Origin of the sequence: Hydrogenophaga pseudoflava NBRC 102511 (assembly GCF_001592285.1) — a bacterium.
GTDB lineage: Bacteria > Pseudomonadota > Gammaproteobacteria > Burkholderiales > Burkholderiaceae_C > Hydrogenophaga > Hydrogenophaga pseudoflava.
In genome coordinates this window covers 46,872-69,841 of the sequence record NZ_BCWQ01000019.1, presented here as the reverse complement: position 1 = coordinate 69,841, position 22,970 = coordinate 46,872, and the positions used below count along the sequence as shown (strand labels likewise).

13 protein-coding genes are annotated in these 22,970 nt (G+C 69.2%); 10 read left to right on the top strand and 3 right to left on the bottom strand.

Annotated elements, in window-relative coordinates; genetic code table 11:
• Window positions 1–7 precede the first annotated feature (7 nt).
• The 3 genes from smc to ligA are packed head-to-tail and all read left to right on the top strand — an operon-like array spanning window position 8 to window position 6,835.
• A complete protein-coding gene (gene smc / locus HPS01S_RS19920) occupies window positions 8–3,529 on the top strand; it encodes a chromosome segregation protein SMC (RefSeq protein WP_066160348.1) in 3,522 nt (1,173 codons plus the stop codon).
• A gap of 31 nt (window positions 3,530–3,560) precedes the next feature.
• Complete coding sequence (locus tag HPS01S_RS19915) at window positions 3,561–4,709, top strand: cell division protein ZipA C-terminal FtsZ-binding domain-containing protein (RefSeq protein ID WP_066160346.1); 1,149 nt, start codon at window positions 3,561–3,563, stop codon at window positions 4,707–4,709.
• Window positions 4,709–6,835, top strand: coding sequence for an NAD-dependent DNA ligase LigA (ligA, locus tag HPS01S_RS19910; protein WP_066160344.1), 2,127 nt, complete (start codon window positions 4,709–4,711; stop codon window positions 6,833–6,835). The genes HPS01S_RS19915 and ligA overlap by 1 nt, the downstream gene beginning before the upstream one ends.
• Here ligA and HPS01S_RS19905 read toward each other — a convergent pair.
• Entirely contained in the window at window positions 6,828–7,151 is a 324-nt protein-coding gene (locus HPS01S_RS19905; protein ID WP_066160341.1) for a hypothetical protein, read from the bottom strand. The two genes, ligA and HPS01S_RS19905, sit on opposite strands and share 8 nt — an antisense overlap.
• A 113-nt stretch (window positions 7,152–7,264) precedes the next feature.
• On the opposite strand from HPS01S_RS19905, the gene def reads away from it, so the two are divergent.
• The 4 genes from def to HPS01S_RS19885 all read left to right on the top strand — a co-directional run bounded on the left by def (window position 7,265) and on the right by HPS01S_RS19885 (window position 13,653).
• Window positions 7,265–7,804, top strand: coding sequence for a peptide deformylase (gene def, locus HPS01S_RS19900; protein ID WP_066160338.1), 540 nt, complete (start codon window positions 7,265–7,267; stop codon window positions 7,802–7,804).
• Window positions 7,805–7,890: 86 nt separating this feature from the next.
• Window positions 7,891–9,321, top strand: coding sequence for an efflux transporter outer membrane subunit (locus HPS01S_RS19895; protein ID WP_169803959.1), 1,431 nt, complete (start codon window positions 7,891–7,893; stop codon window positions 9,319–9,321).
• A gap of 8 nt (window positions 9,322–9,329) precedes the next feature.
• Window positions 9,330–10,469, top strand: a complete 1,140-nt coding sequence (locus HPS01S_RS19890; protein ID WP_066160393.1) for an efflux RND transporter periplasmic adaptor subunit — start codon at window positions 9,330–9,332, stop codon at window positions 10,467–10,469.
• Between the two features lie 10 nt (window positions 10,470–10,479).
• Window positions 10,480–13,653: an efflux RND transporter permease subunit gene (locus tag HPS01S_RS19885; protein ID WP_066160333.1), complete on the top strand. Its 3,174-nt coding sequence runs from the start codon at window positions 10,480–10,482 to the stop codon at window positions 13,651–13,653.
• A 19-nt stretch (window positions 13,654–13,672) separates the two neighbouring features.
• Here HPS01S_RS19885 and HPS01S_RS19880 read toward each other — a convergent pair whose 3' ends face one another.
• Both HPS01S_RS19880 and map read right to left on the bottom strand, forming a co-directional pair.
• Window positions 13,673–16,348 carry a [protein-PII] uridylyltransferase gene (locus HPS01S_RS19880; RefSeq protein WP_066160330.1) on the bottom strand — a complete coding sequence of 892 codons (2,676 nt, stop codon included), beginning with the start codon at window positions 16,346–16,348 and terminating at the stop codon, window positions 13,673–13,675.
• Window positions 16,349–16,363: 15 nt separating this feature from the next.
• Entirely contained in the window at window positions 16,364–17,185 is an 822-nt protein-coding gene (gene map / locus HPS01S_RS19875; protein ID WP_066160326.1) for a type I methionyl aminopeptidase, read from the bottom strand.
• 119 nt (window positions 17,186–17,304) lie between these two features.
• Between map and HPS01S_RS19870 the strand changes: the two genes are divergently transcribed.
• From HPS01S_RS19870 to HPS01S_RS19860, 3 genes are all read left to right on the top strand, one after another.
• Complete coding sequence (locus tag HPS01S_RS19870) at window positions 17,305–17,955, top strand: hypothetical protein (protein ID WP_157576476.1); 651 nt, start codon at window positions 17,305–17,307, stop codon at window positions 17,953–17,955.
• Window positions 17,956–18,127: 172 nt separating this feature from the next.
• Window positions 18,128–22,135 (top strand): phosphoribosylformylglycinamidine synthase, encoded by a 4,008-nt coding sequence (gene purL / locus HPS01S_RS19865; protein ID WP_066160321.1) that lies wholly within the window; start codon window positions 18,128–18,130, stop codon window positions 22,133–22,135.
• Window positions 22,136–22,142: 7 nt separating this feature from the next.
• Window positions 22,143–22,955, top strand: coding sequence for a phytanoyl-CoA dioxygenase family protein (locus HPS01S_RS19860; protein WP_066160318.1), 813 nt, complete (start codon window positions 22,143–22,145; stop codon window positions 22,953–22,955).
• Window positions 22,956–22,970: the final 15 nt, after the last annotated feature.

Genomic DNA, 22,970 nt, shown 5'->3' with positions numbered 1-22,970 from the left:
GGCCCCTTTGCGTCTGAATTCCATCAAGCTGTCCGGCTTCAAATCGTTCGCCGAGCCGACCAATTTCATGCTGCCGGGGCAGCTGGTGGGCGTGGTGGGCCCGAACGGCTGCGGCAAGTCCAACATCATGGACGCGGTGCGCTGGGTGCTGGGCGAGAGCAAAGCGTCGGAATTGCGTGGCGAGTCCATGCAGGACGTGATCTTCAACGGCACCAACAACCGCAAGCCGGCCAGTCGCTCCAGCGTGGAGCTGGTGTTCGACAACAGCGACCACCGCGCCGGCGGCCAGTGGGGCCAGTTCACCGAAATCGCGGTCAAGCGCGTGCTCACGCGCGACGGCACCAGCAGCTACTACATCAACAACCAGCCGGTGCGCCGCCGCGACGTGCAGGATGTGTTCCTGGGCACCGGCCTGGGGCCGCGCGCCTACGCCATCATCGGCCAGGGCACGATCAGCCGCATCATCGAATCCAAGCCCGAGGAACTGCGCCTGTTCCTCGAAGAAGCCGCGGGCGTCTCCAAATACAAGGAGCGCCGGCGCGAAACCGCCAACCGACTGGCCGACACGCGCGAGAACCTGACCCGGGTCGAGGACATCCTGCGCGAGCTCAACGCCAACCTCGACAAGCTGGAAAAGCAGGCCGAGGTGGCGGCGCGCTACCACGAGCTGCAGTCCGGCGCCACGCTCAAGCAGCACCAGCTGTGGTTCCTCAAGCGCGCCGAAGCCGAAGCCGACCAGGTCAAGGTCAAGAACGACGCAGCCCAGGCGGTGAACGATCTGGAGTCGCGCACCGCCGACCTGCGCCGTGTGGAAAGCGAGCTGGAAACCATCCGCCAGGCGCATTACGCCGCGGGCGACCAGGTCAACCAGGCCCAGGGCAAGCTCTACGAGGCCAGCGCCGAGGTGGGCAAGCTCGAAGCCGAGATCCGTTTCGTGGTCGAGGGCCGCCAGCGCGCCGAGCAGCGCCTGACACAGCTCAAGGAGCAGATTGCTTCCTGGTCGACCCGCAGCCAGGACGCCGCCGTCGAGCTGGAGCAGCTGGCGGAGAACATCGTCGCGGCCGAGGAGCGCTCGGTCGAGCTTGCAGCGCAAGGCGAGGAGCAGTCCGGCAGCCTGCCGTCACTGGAAGACGCGCTGCGCGCCGCGCAGAACGCCGCCAACGAGCAGCGCGGCAGCGTCACCCAGGTGCAGCAGCAGATCCAGGTGCTGGCCGCCGAGCAGCGCAACATCGAGGAACAGAGCCGCCAGCTCAACCAGCGGCGCGAGCGGCTGGTGGCCGACCGCAACGCCCTGGCCGCGCCCGATGAGGCCCGACTGGCGCAGTCGCAGGCCTCGTTCCAGCAGGCCGAGCAGGCGGCCGAACTCGCCGAGGCGGTGCTGCACGAGCTGCAGGAAAGCGTGCCCGCGCTGGACGAACAGCGCCGCGCTGCGCAGCTGGCCGTCAACCAGGAGTCGGCGAAGCAGTCGGACCTGTCGGCCCGGCAGGAAGCGCTCAAGGCGCTGCAGGAGAAGGTGCGCACCGACGGCAAGCTCAAGCCCTGGCTGGCCAAGCACGGGCTGGACGGCCTGCAAGGCCTGTGGAGCCGTATTCATATAGAGCCCGGCTGGGAAAACGCCCTCGAATCCGCCCTGCGCGAGCGGCTGAGCGCGCTGGAGGTCTCGCGCCTGGAGATGGTGCGCGCCTTCGGCAACGACGCACCCCCGGCCAAGCTGGCCTTCTACAGCCCGCCCGCGGCCGAGGCGCCCGCACCGGCCCGCCCCGGACTCAAGCCTATGGCCGACTGGCTGCGCCTGAACGACGCCGGGCAGAAGGCCTTGCTGGCCGACTGGCTGCAGGGCTGCTGGACCGCCGCGAGCCTGGACGAGGCCATGGCGCTGCGCAGCCAGCTGCAGGCCGGCGAAGCCCTCTATGTGCCGGCCGGCCATGTGGTCACGGCGCACAGCGTCAGCTTCTACGCGCCCGACAGCGAACAGGCCGGCCTGCTGGCCCGCGCCCAGGAAATCGAGAACCTCGACAAACAGCTCAAGGCCCAGGTGCTGATCGCCGAACAGGCGCGCGCCGCGCTGGTGCGCGCCGAAGCGGCCTACACCGACGCCTCGCAGCGCCTGGTGGCCGCGCGCCGCGAGGGTGCCGAGACCCGCACCCGCGCGCACGAGCTGCAGGTGGAGATGCTGCGCCTGACCCAGCTGGCCGAGCAGACCCGCGCCCGCAGCGAGCAGATCGCCGCCGACCTCGCCGAGGTCGATGGCCAGCTCGACGAGCTGCAGGAGCGCCGCGTCACCGCCGAAGCGCGCTTCGAGGAACTGGACATGCAGCTGGCCGACAGCCAGGAGCGCCACGCCCAGCTGGACGACAAGGTGATCGCTGCCGAACGGGCGCTGAACGATGCGCGCGAACAGCAGCGCGGGCTGGAGCGCCAGGCGCAGGAGGCCACCTTCACGCTGCGCAGTCTTCAGGCGCGCCAGGGCGAGCTGCAGCGCTCGCTGGAGACTGCCGGGACGCAGGAAAAGGCCTTGGCTGACGAGGCCGCGCGCGCCGCCGATGAATTCGCCCGCCTGGACGACGCTGCCGCCCAGGCCGGCCTGCAGTCGGCGCTGGCCATGAAGCTGGAGCGTGAGCAGGCGCTGGGCGCACTGCGCAGCCAGTACGACGACCTCACCGCCAAGCTGCGCGCCAGCGACGAACACCGCCTGAAGCTGGAGCGCGAGCTCGACCCGCTGCGCCAGCGCATCACCGATTTCCAGCTCAAGGAACAGGCCGCGCGCCTGGGCGTCGAGCAGTACAGCCAGTTGCTGGCCGAGGCACAGGCCGACCTGGCCGCGGTGGCGCAGAGCATCACCGAAGGCAATGTGCGCCTGGCCGGCCTGCAGTCCGAAATCGACCGTTTCCACCGAGAGATCCAGGCCCTGGGCGCGGTCAACCTGGCCGCGCTGGACGAGCTGACCGCCGCGCGCGAGCGCAAGACCTTCCTCGACGCCCAGTCCAAGGACCTGACCGAGGCGATGAACACGCTGGAAGACGCGATCAAGAAGATCGACGCCGAGACCCGCGACCTGCTGGGCAACACATTCAACACCGTCAACGAGCACTTCGGCCGCATGTTCCCCGAGCTGTTCGGCGGCGGCAACGCCAAGCTGGTGATGACCGGCGAAGAGATCCTGGACGCCGGCGTGCAGGTGCTGGCACAGCCACCGGGCAAGAAGAACCAGACCATCCACCTGCTCTCGGGCGGCGAGAAGGCGCTGACCGCCATCGCCCTGGTGTTCGCCATCTTCCAGCTCAACCCGGCGCCGTTCTGCCTCCTGGACGAGGTGGACGCGCCACTGGACGATGCCAACACCGAACGCTACGCCCGCCTGGTGACCAGCATGAGCAAGCAGGGTACGCAGTTCCTGTTCATCAGCCACAACAAGATCGCCATGGAAATGGCCGAGCAGCTGATCGGCGTGACCATGCAGGAACAGGGGGTCTCGCGCATCGTGGCGGTGGACATGGAATCCGCCGCCGGTATGCTCGAATCCGCCTGAGGCCATCCCCCACCACCGCCGATTTCCACCCATGAGCACCCTGCAAATCAGCCTGGCCATCGTCGGCGGTCTTGTTCTCGCGGGCGTGGTCGCCTACAACGCCTGGGTCACGCGCCGCAGCGCCCCCCGCACCGCCCGGGGCCTGCCCGAGGCCGACCTGTCGCACGATGATGCGGGCGCGGACACCGTGCCTGTGGGCGAGTCCGAACCCGTGGCGGATCGCGCGGTGGGCGACGGCGAGCGCATCGAACCCGTGCTGCGCGACGAGCCGGTGGAAGCGGTGTCGGTGCGCGAAGAAGTGCGGCCCGTGCCCTCGGTGGCGGTCACGCTCAACCACGTCGTCACCACGCCGGACAAGCGGCCCGGGCTGGATGCGCTGATCGACGTCATCGCCCCCCTGCAGCTCGATGGCGAGGTCTCGGGCGATGCCGTGATCGCCGCCCTGCCGGGCACGCGCCGCGTGGGCAGCAAGCCGTTCGCGGTCGAAGGACTGGTCGAAGATGGCGGCGAGTGGGAGGCGCCCCGGTTGGGGCAGCGCTACAAGGCCCTGCAGGTGGGTGTGCAGCTGGCCAACCGCGCCGGCGCCCTGAACGACATCGAGTTCTCCGAGTTCGTGATGAAGGCCCAGGCCTTTGCCGACGCCATCGGCGCCATGCCGGACTTCCCTGACATGCGGGCCGAGGTGGCGCGGGCCCGCGAGCTGGACGCCTTCGCCAGCGGCCACGACGCGCAGCTGGGTTTCACGCTGCGCGCGCGCCGCGCGGCCTGGAGCCCGGGCTATGTGTCGCAGAACGCCGCGCGCTTCGGTTTTGTGGCGGGCGTGCTGCCCGGCCGCATGGTGCTGCCCGGCAGCGCCGCGGGCCAGGCCCCCATCCTCAGTCTGTCGTTCGATCCGCAGGCGGCCATGGCCGAGGACCCGGAGCAGAGTGCGCTGCGCGAGATCAACCTGTCGCTGGAGGTCACGCACGTGCCCCGCAGCGAGCAGCCTTTTGTGCGCCTGCGCCAGGCCGCCTCGGCATTGGCCGAGGCCATGGACGGTGTGGTCACCGACGACGCCGGCCAGCCACTGGGCGCCGACACCATGGACCAGATCGGCGCCGACCTCGAGTCCCTCTACGACGCGCTCGACAGCCACGACCTCTCCGCCGGCTCACCGCAGGCGCGACGCCTGTTCTCCTGATGACACCTGACCTGTTTGCCGCCGAGCCCACGCCGGCGGAGCGCGCCGCGGACTTGCGCGCGCAACTGCACCACCACGCCCACCGCTACTACGTGCTCGACGCGCCTGAGATCCCCGACGCCGAATACGACCGGCTGTTTCAGGAGCTTCAGGCGATCGAGGCCGCGCACCCCGAACTGCTGACCGCTGACTCGCCGACCCAGCGCGTGGGTGGCAAGATTCTGGACGGACTGGTGCCGGTGCGCCATGCGGTGCCCATGCTGTCGATCCAGACCGAGACCGACACCACCGCCGCGGGCGCCGAGGCCTTCGATGCGCGCGTGCGCCGCGAACTGGGTCTGCCCGTGGACGCGTCCGCGGTCGAGTACGCCGCCGAGCTCAAGTTCGACGGCCTGGCGATCAACCTGCGCTACGAGCACGGCGTGCTGGTGCAGGCGGCCACCCGCGGCGACGGCGAAACCGGCGAGGACGTGACACAGAACATCCGCACCATCGGGCAGATTCCGTTGATGTTGGCCCCCACGCTCCCCGCTTCGCGTGGTTCGCTGCCCCCCGAGGGGGCGCGTTTCGCCTTGGGGCGGCCAGGCGGTGAAACCCACGGCGCTATTCCAGAAGTGCTGGAGGTCCGCGGCGAGGTCTACATGCGCCGCGACGATTTCGAGCGGCTGAACGAGCGCCAGCGCGAGAAGGGCGAGAAGACCTACATCAACCCGCGCAACACCGCCGCCGGCGCGGTGCGCCAGCTCGACCCGGCGATCACGGCGCAGCGCCCGCTGTCTTTCTTCGCCTATGGCCTGGGCGAGGTGCGCGGCTGGACCCTGCCGGACACGCACAGCGGCCTGCTCGACGCGCTGGCCGCCTTCGGTCTGCCGGTGTGCGCCGACCGCTGCGTGGCGCAGGGCGCGGCCGGGCTGGTGGCGTTCCACGCGCAGATCGCCGCGAAGCGCGACGCGCTGCCGTTCGACATCGACGGCGTGGTCTACAAGGTCAATTCGCTCGCGCTGCAGCGCGAGCTGGGCTTCAAGACCCGCGAGCCGCGCTGGGCCGTGGCGCACAAGTACCCGGCGCAGGAGCAGCTGACCACGGTGCTGGCCATCGACGTGCAGGTCGGCCGCACCGGCAAGCTCACCCCCGTCGCCAAGCTGGCCCCCGTGTTCGTCGGCGGCGTGACGGTGACCAACGCCACGCTGCACAACGAGGACGAGGCGCGCCGCAAGGACGTGCGCATCGGCGACACGGTGATCGTGCGCCGCGCGGGCGACGTGATTCCCGAGGTCGTGGCGGTGCTGCCGGAGAAGCGCCCCGAGGGTGCGGCCATCTTCACCATGCCGCACACCTGCCCGGTCTGCGGCAGTGCCGCGGTGCGCGAAGAGGGCGAGGTGGACCACCGCTGCACCGGCGGGCTGTTCTGCGGTGCGCAGCGCAAGCAGGCCATCCTGCACTACGCCCAGCGCCGTGCGGTGGACATCGAAGGCCTGGGCGACAAGCTGGTGGAGCAGCTGGTGGACGCCGGCGTGGTCAAGACCCTGCCCGACCTCTACCGCATGGGCCTGATGGCGCTGGCCAACCTGGACCGCATGGCCGAAAAGTCTGCGCAGAACGTGCTGGACGCACTGGAGAAGTCCAAGCACACCACGCTGCCGCGCTTCCTGTTCGGCCTGGGCATCCGCCACGTGGGCGAGGCGACCGCCAAGGACCTGGCGCGCCACTTCGGCAGCCTCGACGCGATCATGGACGCCAGCGAAGAACAGCTGCTGGAGGTCAACGATGTCGGCCCGACGGTGGCGCAGAGCCTGCGGACCTTCTTCGACCAGCCGCACAACCGCGAGGTGGTCGAGCAGCTGCGGGCCTGCGGCGTGCACTGGGAAGAAGGGGCACCCGCCGAGCGCGCAGCCCAGCCGCTGGCGGGCAAGACCTTCGTGCTGACCGGCACCTTCCCCACGCTCAGGCGCGAACAGGCCAAGGAAATGCTCGAAGCCGCAGGCGCCAAGGTGGCCGGCTCGGTGAGCAAGAAGACCGACTACGTGGTGGCCGGCGAAGAGGCGGGCAGCAAGCTGGACAAGGCGCGTGAGCTGGGCGTGGCGGTCATCGACGAAGCCGGGATGCTGGCCTTGCTGGCTACTTGAACTTGTAGTGGTCGCGGTTGAGCACCGCGGCCACTGCCGTCACTTCTTCGGGAAACAGGCCCAGGTTCATCTGGGTGTTGCACATCTCGACCATGCCGCGCAGCAGGCCAGCGTTGTTGAACTTGCCTTGCGGCTTGTAGATCGCGCTGCCGTCGCCGCCCACCTTGCTGGCGTGGCACTGCGCGCACTTGTGTTCGGCGATGAGCTTCTCGCCCAGCGCCAGGTCGGCGCCCTTGAATATCTCGGCGCCCTGGGCGAAGACGGCGCCTGAGAACGCCAGGGTGGCCAAAGCGGTGCCAATCGGCGCGAAGTTCATGGGTCCTCCTGACAACGTGGTGGCAGCAATTACAGGGGTGGGTATCTCTGCCCACTCTAGCTGCGCCACAATCGCGCGCCACCCGGGCAAAACCCCAATACCGCCGCTTTCTCATGGCCATTCACACGATCCTCAAGATGGGCGACCCCAGGCTGCTGCGGATCGCCCAGCCCGTGCAGACTTTCGACACCCCCGAGCTGCACCAGCTGGTGGCCGACATGGAAGAGACCATGGCTGCCGCGAACGGTGCCGGCCTGGCGGCACCGCAGATCGGCGTGGACCTGCAGGTGGTGATCTTTGGCACCGGCGCGCCCAACCCGCGCTATCCGGATGCGCCCGTCGTGGCGCGCACGGTGCTGATCAACCCTGTCATCACCCCGCTGGGCGGTGAAGAGGAGGAGGGCTGGGAGGGCTGCCTCTCGGTGCCCGGGCTGCGGGCCGTCGTGCCGCGTTGGCGGCGCATCCGCTACCAGGGCTTTGCCGCGGACGGCAGCCGGCTGGAACGGGAGGTGGAGGGTTTCCACGCCCGCGTGGTGCAGCACGAGTGCGACCACCTGATGGGCACGCTGTATCCCATGCGCGTGCGCGACTTCACCCGCTTCGGTTTCACCGAAGTGGTGGCGCCGGGTGTGACGGAAAACGAAAAAAACTGAAACAAAAAGTCCTCTGAAGCGGGCCGCGGCTTCGCTATGCTCGATTACTTTGTTGCGCTGCAACGCGGCATTTCGTCTGAATGCAAATGAAACCACTTCTTATTCTGTTGGGTGCGCTGGGCCTGAGCGCCTGTGCGGGCATGGGGCCGCCGCCCGAACGCAGTGTGCAGATGGTGGAGTCCAGCCTGCCCAAGGCCTGGTTCGCACCCGCCGTGCCCCACCAGGGCCAGACCACCTCGCTGGTCGACTGGTGGTCGCGCCTGGGAGACCCCCGGCTGCCTGAGCTGATCGGTCAGGCCCAGCAGGGCAGCGCCAGCATCATGGCTGCCCGGGCCCAGGTGTTTGCGGCGCGTGCGGCACTGGCCGGCGCCGACAGCGCCACGCTGCCCCAGGTGGGGCTGACGGCCGGCGCCTACCGCGGCGTGGACGCCAGCGCGCCATTGGGCACCGGCATGAACGTGGGCCTGCAGGCCTCGTGGGCGATCGACCTGTGGGGCCAGAACGCCTCGTCGGTGCGCCAGGCCTCGGCCCAGGCGAACGCCGCACAGGCCGGCTGGCACGAGGCCCGGGTGCTGATGGCGGCCGAGACGGCGCGGCTGTACCTGAGCTGGCGCTCCTGCCTGGCGCAGAAGGCCGTGATCGACAGCGACCGCGCCTCACGCAGCATCACCGCCCAGAGCGCGGCCGACACCGAGCGAGCGGGTCTGCTGGCGCCGGCCACCGCGGCGCTGGCGCGGGCGGGCCAGGCCGACGCTGAGGCGCGGCTGGCGCAACAGCACCGCCAGTGCGAGCAGCAGTTCAAGGCCATCGTGGCGCTGGTGGGTGCCGACGAGCCGGCTCTGCGCGAGCGCCTGGGGGCCAGCGGCGCCTTGCCCGATCCGACTGCGGCCGGATCGGCACTGGCGGTGTCGGCCGTGCCGCTGGAAGTGATCCGCCAGCGGCCCGACGTGGCCCGCGCGCAGCAAGAGCTGGTGGCCGCTGCCGAGGGCGTGGGCGTGGCCCGTGCCGCGCTCTGGCCCAGCCTGAGCCTGAGCAGCAACGTGCTGCGCAACCGTTTCACCACCGGTGGCGAGAGCACGACCTTCAACACCTGGTCGGTCGGTCCGCTGGTGCTGAACCTGCCGCTGATCGGCCGCGGTGGCCTGAACGCGTCGGCCGAGGCCGCTGCCGCGCGCTACGAGTCGGCGGCCATCGGCTACGCCAATGTGCTGCGCCGCGCCATCGCCGAGGTCGAGCAGTCGCTGGTGGCGCTGGACACGCTGCGCACCCAGCTGGTGGCCAGCCAGCAGGCCGTCGCGGGCTACACCCGTTCGTTCGAGGCCACCGAGGCGCGCTACCGCGTGGGTCTGGCCAACCTCAACGAACTGGAGGAGGCCCGCCGGCTCAAGCTCAACGCCGACAGCGGCGCTGTGGCGCTGCAGCTGGACCACCTGAACACCTGGATCGCCCTGTACGTCGCCCTGGGCGGCGGTTTTGACCCCCAGATCGCGCCGGAACCGGTGCGCCAAGCCTCATGAAGAAGACCATGCGCCAACTGTCCGTTGATTCCTCGGGCCGCCTCGCGGCCGTGCTGCTGTTGTCCTCGGTGCTCGCGGTGGCCTGCGGCGGCAGCGACAAGCCCGCCGAAGGGGCGGCTGCCGGCCCGGCGGCGCCCGCAGCCGAGGGCGCCGCCCCCGCAGCAGCGCCCAAGCCCGCAATGACGGTGAGCACCGCCAAGCCGGAAACCGCCAGCCTGGCACTGCAGCTGCAGGCCAACGGCAACATCGCCGCCTGGCAGGAGGCCAGCGTGGGCGCCGAGGTGCCGGGCTTGCGCCTGGCCACCGTGAACGTGAACATCGGCGATGTGGTGAAGAAGGGCCAGGTGCTGGCCACCTTCGCCCGCGAGACCACCGAGGCCGAGAGCCTGCAGGGCAAGGCCGCGCTGATGCAGGCCGAGGCCGCGGCCGAGAGCGCCAAGGCCGATGCCGACCGGGCACGCTCGATCGAGAACACCGGGGCATTGTCCAAGTCGCAGATCGCCCAGTACCTGACGCAGGAAAAGGTGACGCGGGCGCAGTTCGAAGCCGCCAAGGCCGCCTACGCCGCCAGCCAGGTGCGCCTGGGCAACACCCAGGTGCGCGCGCCGGACGACGGCGTGATCTCGGCCCGCACGGCCACGGTGGGTGCGGTGGCCGGCGCCGGGCAGGAGCTGTTCCGCCTGGTGCGGCAGAGCCGCATGGAGTGGCGCGCCGAGGTGACGCCGGCCGAGGTCGGCCAGGTCAAGGTGGGCCAGAAGGTGGAGGTCACGGCGGCCAGCGGCCTGACCGTGGCGGGCACGGTGCGCGCCATCGCGCCCACGGCCGATCCGCAGACCCGCAACGTGCTGGTGTTCGCCGATCTGCCCAAGCACACCGAACTCAAGGCTGGCACCTTCGCGCGCGGCCAGTTCCAGATCGGCAGCAGCCAGGCGCTGACCGTGCCGGCGCAGGCCATCGTGGTGCGCGACGGCCACAACTACGTGTTCGTGATCGGCGCCGACAGCAAGGCCGGGCAGCGCAAGGTGGACACCGGGCGCCGCGCGGGTGACCGCGTGGAGGTGCTGCAGGGCCTGAAGGCCGACGAGACGGTGGCGGTGCAGGGCGCCGGCTTCCTCAACGAGGGCGACCTCGTGAAGATCGCGCAGTGAAGGACCGGCCATGAACGTTTCCGCGTGGTCCATCCGCAACCCGATTCCGGCGGCGATGCTGTTCGTCATGCTCACGCTCGCCGGTCTGTTCTCGTTCCAGGCGATGAAGGTGCAGAACTTCCCCGACCTGGACGTGCCCAACATCACCATCGTCGCCAGCCTGCCGGGTGCCGCACCCAACCAGCTGGAAAACGACGTCGCGCGCAAGATCGAGAACAGCCTGGCGTCGCTGCAGGGCCTCAAGCACATCTACACCAAGGTGCAGGACGGCACGGTCTCGATCACGGCCGAGTTCCGGATCGAGAAACCCACACAGGAAGCGCTGGACGACGTGCGCTCGGCCGTGGCCAAGGTGCGCGGCGACCTGCCCACCGACCTGCGCGAGCCCATCGTCAACAAGCTGGAGCTGGCCGGTGGTGCGGTGCTGGCCTACACGGTGCGCTCGGACAAGATGGACGACGAGGCCATCTCCTGGTTCGTCGACAACGACGTGGCTAAGCTGCTGCTGTCGGTGCGTGGCGTGGGTGCGATCAACCGCGTGGGCGGCGTCAACCGCGAGGTGCAGATCCTGCTGGACCCGCTCAAGCTGCAGGCGCTGGGGGCCACCGCGGCCGACATATCGCGCCAGCTGGCCCGTGTGCAGATCGAGAGCGCGGGCGGCCGCGCCGACATCGGCGGCAGCCAGCAGCCGCTGCGCACGCTCTCGGCGATGAAGTCGGCCGAGGAGCTGGCCGCGCTGGAGCTCTCGCTGTCCGATGGCCGTCGCATCCGGCTGGACCAGATCGCGACCGTGAAGGACACCATCGCCGAGCCGACCGCGGCGGCCTTCCTGGACGGCAAGCCGGTGGTCGGCTTCGAGGTGGCGCGCAGCAAGGGTGCCAGCGAGGTGGAGGTCGGGCAGGGCGTGCGCGCCAGGCTCAAGGAGTTGCAGGCCGCCCGTCCGGACCTGCAGATCACCGAGTCGTTCGACTTCGTGACGCCGGTGGAGGAGGAGTTCAACGCCTCCATGACCCTGTTGTACGAGGGCGCCCTGCTGGCGGTGCTGGTGGTCTGGCTGTTCCTGCGCGACTTCCGCGCCACCGTGGTCTCGGCCGTGGCCCTGCCGCTGTCGGCCATCCCGGCCTTCATCGGCATGCACTACATGGGCTTCACCATCAACGTGGTCACGCTGCTGGCCATGTCGCTGGTCATCGGCATCCTGGTGGACGACGCCATCGTGGAGGTGGAGAACATCGTGCGCCACATGCGCATGGGCAAGACGCCGTACCAGGCGGCCATGGAAGCGGCGGACGAGATCGGCATGGCCGTGATCGCCACCACCTTCACCCTGATCGCGGTGTTCCTGCCCACGGCCTTCATGGCCGGCATTCCGGGCAAGTTCTTCAAGCAGTTCGGCTGGACGGCCGCGCTGGCGGTGTTCGCCTCGCTGGTGGTGGCGCGCGCGCTCACGCCCATGATGGCGGCCTACCTGCTCAAGCCGGTGGTGACCGCCAAGGAGCAGCCGGCCTGGGCGCGCAGCAACCGCTTCCTCGGCGGCCTCTGGGCCTGGATGACCAACCAGAACGAACCCGGCTGGCTCGACACCTACCAGCGCTGGGCCGCGGCCTGCATCCGCCACCGCTGGCTGACGCTGGTCGGCGCCATCCTCTTCTTCTTCGGCTCGCTGGCGCTGATCCCGCTGCTACCCCAGGGCTTCATCCCGCCGGACGACAACTCGCAGACCCAGGTCTACCTGGAGCTGCCGCCGGGTGCCACGCTGGCGCAGACCGTGGCCACCGCCGAACGGGCGCGGGTGCTCGTGAACGGGGTGCAGCACGTCAAGTCGGTGTACACCACCATCGGCTCCGGCTCGGCCGGCACCGACCCCTTCGCGCCGCAGGGCGCGCAGGAGTCGCGCAAGGCGGCGCTGACCATCCAGCTCGACCCGCGCGGCCAGCGCCCGCGCAAGCAGGTGATCGAGAACCAGATCCGCGAAGTGATGTCCGGTCTGCCGGGCGTGCGCTACAAGGTGGGCCTGGGCGGCTCGGGCGAGAAATACATCCTGACGCTCACCGGCAACGACGCCAGCGCGCTGTCGACCGCGGCCCGCGCCATCGAGCGCGACCTGCGCACCATCAACGGCGTGGGCAGCATCCAGTCGTCGGCCGCGCTGGTGCGCACCGAGATCATCGTCACGCCCGACCTGCAGCGCGCCGCCGATCTGGGCGTGACCAGCTCGGCCATCGCCGAGACGCTGCGCATCGCCACCGTGGGCGACTACGACAGTGCGCTGCCCAAGCTGAACCTGCCGCAGCGCCAGGTGCCGATCGTGGTCAAGCTCGACAGCGCCGCGCGCGAGAACCTGGAGGTGCTGGGCCGCCTGTCCGTGCCCGGCGCCAAGGGCCCGGTCATGCTCAGCCAGGTCGCCACGCTGACTTTCGGCGGCGGCCCGGCCGTGATCGACCGCTACGACCGCTCGCGCAACATCAACTTCGAGGTCGAGCTCGCTGGCATCCCGCTGGGCGACATGAAGACCGCGGTGGACGCGCTGCCCAGCATCCAGAACCTGCCGCCGGGCGTGCAGGTGCTGGAGATCGGCGACGCCGAGGTGCAGGGCGAACTATTCGCCAGCTTCGGCCTGGCCATGCTGACCGGCGTGCTGTGCATCTACATCGTGCTGGTGCTGCTGTTCAAGGCCTTCCTGATGCCGCTGACCATCCTGCCCGCGCTGCTGATGTCCTTCGGGGGCGCCTTCGTGGCCCTGCTGCTGACCAACAAGAGCTTCTCCATGCCCTCGCTGATCGGCCTGGTGATGCTGATGGGGGTGGCGTCGAAGAACTCCATCCTGCTGGTGGAGTACGCCATCGAGGCGCGTCGCCAGCGCGGCCTGCCGAGGCTGGAAGCCATCCTGGATGCCTGCCACAAGCGGGCGCGGCCGATTGTCATGACCACCATTGCCATGGTGGCCGGCATGCTGCCGGTGGCGGTGGGTTCGGGGGCGGCGGACAGCAGCTTCCGCTCGCCGATGGCGGTGGCGGTGATCGGCGGTCTGGTGACCTCGACCCTGCTGAGCCTGCTGGTGGTGCCGGCGGTGTTCACCATCGTCGACGACCTGAGCATCTTCTTCGCCCGCCTGTTCGGCCGCCAGGTGCGCGATGAGCGCGCCCACGAGCGGGACCCGAACGCACTGAGCCACCCCGCCTGATCGGACAGCTGGAGGGCGCTCAGCCCTCCAGCGTTTCCAGCAGTTCGGTCTCGATTTCGATCTGGCGCTTGTTGACCTGCAGCTCGGGTCCGCTGATCAGGAACGTGTCCTCGACCCGCTCGCCCAGGGTGCTGACCTTGGCCAGCTGCACGCTGATGTGGTGCTGGGCCAGCACGCGCGAGATGCAGTAGAGCAGGCCGGCGCGGTCGCTGGCGGAGATGCTCAGCAGCCAGCGCTGGGCTTTTTCGTCCGGCCGCAGGTCCACCCGTGGCGTGATCGGGAAGCTCTTGACCCGGCGCGAGAGCCGCCCCTTGCTGGGCGGCGGCAGCGGGCCGCGCTCGTCGATGGTGCTGGCGAGCTTGTTTTCGACCATCGCGATCAGCTCGCGGTAGTGCTCCGACAGCGTGGGCGCCACCACCTGGAAGGTGTCCAGCGCGTGTCCGGTCATGGTGGTGTGGATGCGGGCGTCGAGGATCGAGAACCCGGCGTTGTCGAAGTAGCCGCAGATGCGGGCGAAGAGGTCGTTCTGGTCCGGCGAGTAGACCAGCACCTGCAGGCCCTCGCCCTCGGGCGAGAGGCGGGCGCGCACGATGGCGGCGTCGGGGGGCACCCCGGTGCCGCTGCGTGCGTTGATGGCCAGCTGGCGCGTGAGCACCCGTGTGTGCCAGGCGATCTCGTCGGCCTGGTGGCGCATGAAATAGCCCACGTCCAGCGTGTCCCACAGGGCCTTGTGCGCCTGGTGGGGCAGGGCGTGCAGCGCCAGCATGGACAGGGCCTCGCGCTTGCGCGCCTCGACCACGGCGTCCGGGTCGGGAGCGCGGCCGCCCAGGGCGCGCAGGGTGTAGCGGTACAGGTCTTCCAGCAGCTTGCCCTTCCAGGCGTTCCACACCTTGGGGCTGGTGCCGCGGATGTCGGCCACCGTGAGCAGGTAGAGCGCGGTGAGGTAGCGCTCGTTGCCCACGCGCTGGGCGAAGGCGGTGATCACGTCCGGGTCGCTCAGGTCTTCCTTTTGCGCGATGCGGCTCATGGTCAGGTGTTCGGACACCAGGAACTCGATCAGCTTGGCGTCTTCGCGCGCGATGCCGTGCTGGCGGCAGAAGCTGCGCACGTCGCGCGCACCCAGCTCGGAGTGGTCGCCGCCGCGACCCTTGGCGATGTCGTGGAACAGCGCCGCCACGTAGAAGATCCAGGGCTTGTCCCAGCCCGCGGCCAACTGAGAGCAGAAGGGGTATTCGTGCGAGTGCTCGGCGATGAAGAAGCGGCGCACGTTGCGCAGGACCATCAGGATGTGCTGGTCGACCGTGTAGACGTGGAACAGGTCGTGCTGCATCTGGCCGACGATGTGGCGAAACACCCAGAGATAGCGGCCCAGCACCGAGGTCTGGTTCATCAGCCGCATGGCGTGCGTGATGCCCTCGGGCTGCTGCAGGATCTGCAGGAAAGTGGCGTGGTTGACCGGGTCGGCGCGGAAGGCGCCGTTCATGATCGGGCGCGCGTTGTACAGCGCGCGCAGCGTGCGCGCCGACAGGCCCTTGATGCCCACCGTGGTCTGGTAGAGCAGGAAGGTTTCGAGGATGGCGTGCGGCTGCCGGAGGTAGAGGTGGTCGCTGGCCACTTCCAGCATGCCGGCCTTGTCGTAGAAGCGCTCGTTGATCGGGCGCATCTGGTCGGCGCCGTTCTCGTCGCTGTTCAGCCGCTCCTCGATGTTGAGCAGCAGGATCTGGTTGAGCTGGGTCACGGCCTTGGCCGCCCAGTAGTAGCGCCGCATCAGCTCCTCGCTGGCGCGGCGGGCCAGGCGGGCGGTGGGCGCCGGTGGCTGCTCGTGCGGGCCGGCGGCGGCCGGTGCCTGCGCCTTGTAGCCGAAGGACTCGGCCACTGCGGTCTGCAGGTCGAACACCAGCCGGTCTTCGCGCCGGTGGGCCAGCAGGTGCAGCCGCGCGCGGATCAGGCTCAGCAGGGCCTCGTTGGCCTTGATCTGGCGCACCTCCAGCGGCGTGGCCAGGCCCCGGCGTGCCAGCTCGTCCCAGCTGCGCCCCAGGCCGGCGGCCTTGGCCACCCAGAGGATGACCTGCAGGTCGCGCAGGCCGCCCGGCGACTCCTTGCAGTTGGGTTCGAGCGAGTAGGGCGTGTTCTCGTACTTGGTGTGGCGCTGGCGCATTTCCAGCGTCTTGGCCACAAAGAAGGCCTTGGGGTCCATGACCTCGCCCAGGCGCCGCACCAGGCCTGTGAACTGCGCCCGCGAGCCCACAATCAGGCGGCATTCGAGCAGCGAGGTCTGCACCGTCACGTCGCGCACGGCCTCTTCGACGCATTCGGCGGCGGTGCGCACGCTGGAGCCGATTTCCAGCCCCACGTCCCAGCAGGCGCCGATGAAGGACTCCAGACGCGCCTTCAGCGCTTCATCGCCATCTGGCGTCGCGCCGTCGGGCAGCAGCACCAGCACGTCGACGTCCGAGTTCGGGAACAGCTCGCCACGGCCATAGCCGCCGACAGCCAGGAGCGAGAAGCCGGGACCGAAGCCTGCATTGGTCCAGAGCTGGCGCAGCGTGCCGTCGGTCAGCCGGGCCAGTTGCTGCAGGGTGCGGCGCACGCCGCGGGTCGATGAACCCTGTTCGCCCAGCTGGGTGAACAAGGTGGTTTTGTCTTCGCGGTAGCGCTGGCGCAGCGCGCCGAGATCGCCTGCAGCTTCAGCCATGGGAGCGCTCCGGAATCAGCAGGCGGTGGTGGTCACGAACGAGGGAAGGGGCGGGCTGCCGGCCGAGAGCGTGAGCACCTCGTAGCCCGTGGGCGTGACCAGCACGGTGTGTTCCCACTGCGCAGACAGCGAACGGTCGCGCGTGACGATGGTCCAGCCGTCGCCCATCTCCTTGATGTCGCGCTTGCCGGCATTGATCATGGGCTCGATGGTGAAGGTCATGCCAGGCTTGAGCTCTTCGAGCGTGCCGGGGCGGCCGTAGTGCAGCACCTGCGGCTCTTCGTGGAAGCGCTGACCGATGCCGTGGCCGCAGAACTCGCGCACCACGGAATAGCCGTTGCCTTCGGCGTAGGTCTGGATCGCGTGGCCGATGTCGCCCAGGCGCACGCCGGGCTTGACCATCACGATGCCCTTCCACATGGCCTCGAAGGTGACCTGGGTCAGCCGCCGGGCCTGCACGCTGCAGGCGGCCTCGCCACCGATGAGGAACATGCGGCTGTTGTCACCGTACCAGCCCTCCGGCGTGATCACGGTGACGTCGACGTTGAGGATGTCGCCCTTCTTCAGCGGCTTGTCGTTGGGGATGCCGTGGCAGACGACGTGGTTGATCGAGGTGCAGAGGTGGCCCGGGTAGGGCGGGTAGCCCGGGGGCTGGTAGCCCACGGTGGCCGAGCGCGTGCCCTGCTGCTTCATGTACTCGGCTGAGAGGCGGTCGATCTCGAGTGTGGTCACGCCGGGCTGGATGTGCGGGGTCAGGAAGTCCAGCACTTCGGACGCCAGCCGACAGGCCGTGCGCATGCCGGCGATGCCAGCCTCGTCTTTGTAGGTGATGCTCATGGGACGCAATTATCCCGTGGCGGGCAACGGTTTGAAACGAAGGGTGAAATAGCCACCCGGGCGCTGTCGCCACTCCTATACTCGCCCGCTCCCCAACACCCCCACAGAGAGGCGCTCGAATGAAGAAGCTATTGATCACCGGTTTGTCCCTGATGGCCCTGACTGGCTCTGCGCTGGCGCAGGGCGTGGGCGTATACGGCGTTGTCGGTACAGGTGGTGTAGGGGTGGGGCTGAACCTGCCAGTCGGCCCTGCGCTGGGCATTCGCGGCGAGCTGGCCAGCCTCACCGAATCGGACACCTACACCGAAGACCAGATCACCTACAAGGGCGACCTCAAGCTCAAGGGCAACGGCGTGTTCGTCGACTTCCGCCCCTTCCTGGGCACGTTCCGCCTGGTGGGCGGCGCCACCTTCGGCGGCACCTCGGCCGCGCTGAATGCGCAGGCGACGAACGGCTCGGTCACCATCGACGGCCAGCGCTTCGACGCCACGGGCAATTCGCTGCGCGCCGACATCAAGTACCCGAGCACCATGCCCTACGTCGGCGTGGGCTGGGGCCACGGCCGCCACAACGAGCCGGGCTGGACCTTCGGTCTGGACCTGGGGGTCTCGATCGGCAAGCCCAAGGTCCGGCTGACCGGTTCGGGCGGCCTGCTGGCCCAGCCGGGCGCGCAGGCGGCCATCGCCGCGGAAGAACGCAAGGTGCAGGACGACCTGAACAGCGCCAGGGTGCTGCCGGTCGTCAAAGTGAGCGTCGGCTACCAGTTTTAGCCCCCCCCGCGCCGCTTCGCGCCCCCCCCCAGGGGGCGCCAGCTGCGGCCCGGCGGAGCCGGTTCCCCGCTGGCCTGGATGCCGCCTGCGGGGTGATTCGGGTTGAGGGGCAAAGGTAAAATCTCGGGTTTTCACCGACCCCTGCGGTCATCCAGCCCCAAGGCCACCCACCGTGACCCTGCACCTGCGCTTTTTTGACGGCGGCAACGCCATCAGCGACTTCAAAGTCCAGCAACTCCTGCCCCGTCTGCAGGGCATTTCCGACAAGATCACCGGCCTCTCGGCCCGCTTCGTGCACCTGGCGTCCTTCGACGCCGCGCCCGACGCCGCCACGGTGGAGCGCCTGGGGCAGTTGCTGACCTACGGCGAGCCGGCCACCGAGGCTTTTGTGGCCGCCGAGAGGGCCGGCGCCCCGGCGTTGTACGTACTGCCCCGCCTGGGCACTGTCTCGCCCTGGGCCTCCAAGGCCACCGACATCGCGCACAACTGCGACCTGGCGCTGCACCGCGTCGAGCGCCTGGTCGAGTTCCGCATCGGCCTCAAGAGCGGCCTGCTGGGCAAGGCCAGCCTGAGCGACGAGCAGCTGCGCACCGTGGCCGATGCGCTGCACGACCGCATGACCGAGGCTGTGACCACCGAGCGCAGCCAGGCCGAAGCCCTGTTCACCGAACTGCACCCGGCGCCCATGGAGCACGTGGACGTGCTGGGTGGTGGTCGCGCAGCGCTGGAGAAGGCAAACGGCGAATGGGGCCTGGCCCTGGCCGACGACGAGATCGACTACCTGGTCAACGCGTTCAATGGTCTGAAGCGCAACCCGACCGACGTCGAGCTGATGATGTTCGCGCAGGCCAACAGCGAGCACTGCCGCCACAAGATCTTCAACGCGCAGTTCACCATCGACGGTGTGACGCAGGACAAAAGCCTTTTCGGCATGATCCGCCACACGCACCAGTCCAGCCCGCAGCACACCATCGTGGCGTACTCGGACAACGCGTCCATCATGGAAGGCCACCAACTGGAGCGCTTCGTCGCCAAGGCCGGTGGCCATGCGTCGCCCGCCTACCAGGCCGAGGCCGCGACCCACCACATCCTGATGAAGGTGGAAACGCACAACCACCCGACCGCGATTTCCCCGTTCCCCGGCGCCTCCACCGGCGCGGGCGGCGAGATCCGCGACGAGGGCGCGACCGGCCGCGGCTCCAAGCCCAAGGCGGGCCTCACCGGCTTCACCGTCTCCAAGCTCTGGGGTGGTTTGAGCGACCAGCCGGGCGGCAAGCCCGAGCACATCGCCAGCCCGTTGCAGATCATGACCGAGGGCCCGCTGGGCGGCGCCGCGTTCAACAACGAGTTCGGTCGTCCGAACCTGCTGGGCTACTTCCGCGAGTACGAGCAGGACGTGGGCGGCGTGACCCGCGGTTACCACAAGCCCATCATGATCGCGGGCGGCCTGGGCCAGATCGACGCCGGCCAGACGAAGAAGATCGATTTCCCGGCCGGTACGCTGCTGATCCAGCTCGGCGGCCCGGGCATGAAGATCGGCATGGGCGGCGGTGCCGCCAGCTCCATGGCCACCGGCACCAATGCCGCCTCGCTGGACTTTGACAGCGTGCAGCGTGGCAACCCCGAGATCGAGCGCCGGGCGCAGGAGGTCATCAACCACTGCTGGGCGCAGGGTGACAAGAACCCGGTGCTGTTCATCCACGACGTGGGCGCGGGTGGCCTGTCCAACGCCTTCCCCGAGCTGGTGAACGACGCCGGCCGCGGCGCGCGCTTTGATCTGCGCGCCGTGCCGCTGGAAGAGAGCGGTCTGGCGCCCAAGGAAATCTGGTGCAACGAGAGCCAGGAGCGCTACGTGCTGGCCATCGCGCCCGAGTCGCTGGAACAGTTCAAGGCTTTCTGCGAGCGCGAGCGCTGCCCGTTCTCGGTCGTTGGCGTGGCGACCGAAGAGCGCCACCTGTCGCTGGTGGACGAGGGCAACGAAAGCCCGGTCGACATGCCGATGGACGTGTTGCTGGGCAAGCCGCCCAAGATGCACCGCGACGTCAAGACGGTCCAGCGCACATTCAAGCCGATGGACCTGACCGGCGTGTCGCTGGAAAAGGCCGTGATCGACGTGCTGAGCCACCCGACCGTCGCCTCCAAGCGCTTCCTGGTCACCATCGGCGACCGCACCGTGGGCGGACTCAGCCACCGCGACCAGATGGTGGGCCCCTGGCAGGTGCCGGTGGCCGACTGCGCCGTGACCCTGGCCGACTACGCCGGTTTCGCCGGTGAAGCCATGTCCATGGGCGAGCGCACGCCGCTGGCTGCCATCAACGCCGCGGCCTCGGGCCGCATGGCCGTGGCTGAAGCCATCACCAACCTGCTGGCCGCGCCGATTGAGCTGCCCCGAGTCAAGCTGTCGGCCAACTGGATGGCCGCCTGCGGCGAACCCGGTGAAGACGCCGACCTGTACGCCACCGTTAAGGCCATCGGCATGGAGCTGTGCCCGGCGCTGGGCGTGTCGGTGCCGGTGGGCAAGGACAGCCTGTCCATGCGCACGCAGTGGACGGCCGATGGCGAAAAGAAGAAGGTCACCTCGCCGGTGAGCCTGATCGTCAGCGCCTTCGCGACGCTGGCCGACGTGCGCGGCACGCTCACGCCGCAGCTCAACCGCGAGATCGACGACACCACCCTGGTGCTGGTCGACCTGGGCAAGGGCCGCAACCGCCTCGGCGGCAGCGTGCTGGGCCTGACGCTGGGTCAGCCTGGTGACGAGGTGCCCGACCTGGACAGCCCGCAGGACCTGATCAATCTGGTCAACGCCGTCAACGCGCTGCGCGCCAAGGGCCAGATCCTGGCCTACCACGACCGTTCAGACGGCGGCCTGCTGGCCGCGGCGGCCGAGATGGCCTTCGCCGGCCATGTGGGCGTGTCGCTGAACGTGGACATGCTGGTCACCGAGGGCGACGGCATTTCCGACAGCCGCATGGACACTGGCGATGCCAAGAACTGGGCGCAGCAGGTCAGCGTCCGCCGCGAGGAGCTCACCCTCAAGGCCCTGTTCAGCGAAGAGCTGGGCGTCGTGCTGCAGGTGAAGACCGAAGACCGCAACGCCGTGATGCAGACCCTGCGCGAGCACGGCCTGTCCAAGCACAGCCACTTCGTCGGCAAGACCCGCCCGGCGTCCTCGTCCATCGACGTGGGCAAGGGCCAGCTGCAGGTCTGGCGCGACACCAAGGCCGTGTTCAGCGCCAGCCTGTACGACCTGCAGCAGGTCTGGGACAGCGTCAGCTGGAAGATCAACCAGCAGCGCGACAACCCGGCCTGCGCCGACAGCGAACACGCCGCCGCCGGTCTTCCGGAAGACCCGGGCATGCACGTGGCCCTGACGTTCGACCCGCTGGACAACGTGGCCGCGCCGTTCCTGAACCTGAGCCGCCCCAAAGTCGCGATCCTGCGCGAGCAGGGTGTGAACTCGCACGTGGAAATGGCGTATGCCTTCACGCAGGCGGGCTTCGAAGCCTACGACGTGCACATGACCGACCTGCAGTCGGGCCGCGCCAAGCTGGCCGACTTCAAGGGCGTGGTCGCCTGCGGTGGTTTCAGCTACGGCGACACCCTGGGCGCCGGCATCGGCTGGGCGCGCAGCATCACCTTCAACCCGGTGCTGTCCGAACAGTTCCGGGGCTTCTTCGGCCGCGCCGACACCTTCGGCTTGGGCGTGTGCAACGGCTGCCAGATGTTCGCCGAGCTGGCCGACATCATCCCCGGTGCCGAGGCCTGGCCGCGCTTCACCACCAACCAGAGCGAGCGTTTCGAAGCCCGCCTGTCCATGGTGGAAGTGCTGGAATCGCCCAGCCTGTTCCTGCAGGGCATGGCCGGCAGCCGCCTGCCGATCGCGGTGGCGCACGGCGAAGGCTTTGCCAACTTCAAGCACCGCGGCAACCCGGCGCAGGCCATCGCCGCCATGCGTTTCGTCGACAACAGCGGCGCCGCCACCGAGCAGTACCCGTTCAACCCGAACGGCAGCCCGGGCGGCCTGACGGCGGTCACCACGGCCGACGGCCGCTTCACGGCCATGATGCCGCACCCCGAGCGCGTGTTCCGCAACATCCAGATGAGCTGGACCAGCGGCAGCGCCAGCGACCTGAGCCCGTGGATGCGCATCTGGCGCAACGCGCGCAAGTGGGTGGGCTGATCGCACGATGAGCCGCTCGCGCCCCCTGCCCGACGACACCATCCAGGCCTACGCCCGCGACGGGGCGGTGGTGCTGCGGGGCGTGCTCAACGCCGACGATCTGCGCACGCTGGAGGCTGGCATCGAGCACAACCTGACGCACCTGAGCCCGCTGGCGCTGGTGGCGAGCGAGCCCGACGACCCCGGCCGCTTCGTCGAGGACTTCTGCACCTGGCAGACCAACCCGGACTACCAGCGCATCCTCAAGGAGTCGGCCCTGCCGCATCTGGCCGCCCAGCTGATGCAGAGCCGCACGGCGCGCCTGTACCACGACCACCTGCTGGTCAAGGAAGCCGGTACCCGCCAGCCGACACCGTGGCACCAGGACCAGCCGTACTACAACGTCGGCGGCAGGCAGAACGTCAGCTTCTGGATACCGGTCGACCCGGTGCCGCTGGCCAGCACGCTGCGCTTCGTCGCCGGCTCGCACGACGGCACCTGGTACATGCCGCGCACCTTCCGCGACCAGCAGGCCAAGTGGTTCCCGGAGGGCACGCTGGCCGAGCTGCCGCCCATCGACGCCGAGCCCGGCACCTACCGGCAACTGGGCTGGGCGCTGGAGCCGGGCGACTGCGTGGCCTTCCACATGCTTAGCCTGCACGCCAGCAGCGGCACCGGTCCGGGCGCGCGGCGGCGCGTTTTTTCGGCCCGCTACCTGGGCGATGATGCGGTCCACGCGCCTCGCCGCTGGCGCACCTCCCCGCCATTCCCTGACCTCGACCAGCGCCTGCCCGACGGCGCAGCGATGGACGACCCGCTGTTTCCCCTTGTCTGGTCCTGAAAGTTGAACCACCGC

Excerpts from the sequence above, each read along its gene's own strand:
- HPS01S_RS19915 (WP_066160346.1), top strand. The coding sequence starts at position 3,561 with ATGAGCACCCTGCAAATCAGCCTGGCCATCGTCGGCGGTCTTGTTCTC.
- ligA (WP_066160344.1), top strand. The coding sequence starts at position 4,709 with ATGACACCTGACCTGTTTGCCGCCGAGCCCACGCCGGCGGAGCGCGCC.
- HPS01S_RS19905 (WP_066160341.1), bottom strand. The coding sequence starts at position 7,151 with ATGAACTTCGCGCCGATTGGCACCGCTTTGGCCACCCTGGCGTTCTCA.
- def (WP_066160338.1), top strand. The coding sequence starts at position 7,265 with ATGGCCATTCACACGATCCTCAAGATGGGCGACCCCAGGCTGCTGCGG.
- HPS01S_RS19895 (WP_169803959.1), top strand. The coding sequence starts at position 7,891 with ATGAAACCACTTCTTATTCTGTTGGGTGCGCTGGGCCTGAGCGCCTGT.
- HPS01S_RS19890 (WP_066160393.1), top strand. The coding sequence starts at position 9,330 with ATGCGCCAACTGTCCGTTGATTCCTCGGGCCGCCTCGCGGCCGTGCTG.
- HPS01S_RS19885 (WP_066160333.1), top strand. The coding sequence starts at position 10,480 with ATGAACGTTTCCGCGTGGTCCATCCGCAACCCGATTCCGGCGGCGATG.
- HPS01S_RS19880 (WP_066160330.1), bottom strand. The coding sequence starts at position 16,348 with ATGGCTGAAGCTGCAGGCGATCTCGGCGCGCTGCGCCAGCGCTACCGC.
- map (WP_066160326.1), bottom strand. The coding sequence starts at position 17,185 with ATGAGCATCACCTACAAAGACGAGGCTGGCATCGCCGGCATGCGCACG.
- HPS01S_RS19870 (WP_157576476.1), top strand. The coding sequence starts at position 17,305 with ATGAAGAAGCTATTGATCACCGGTTTGTCCCTGATGGCCCTGACTGGC.
- HPS01S_RS19860 (WP_066160318.1), top strand. The coding sequence starts at position 22,143 with ATGAGCCGCTCGCGCCCCCTGCCCGACGACACCATCCAGGCCTACGCC.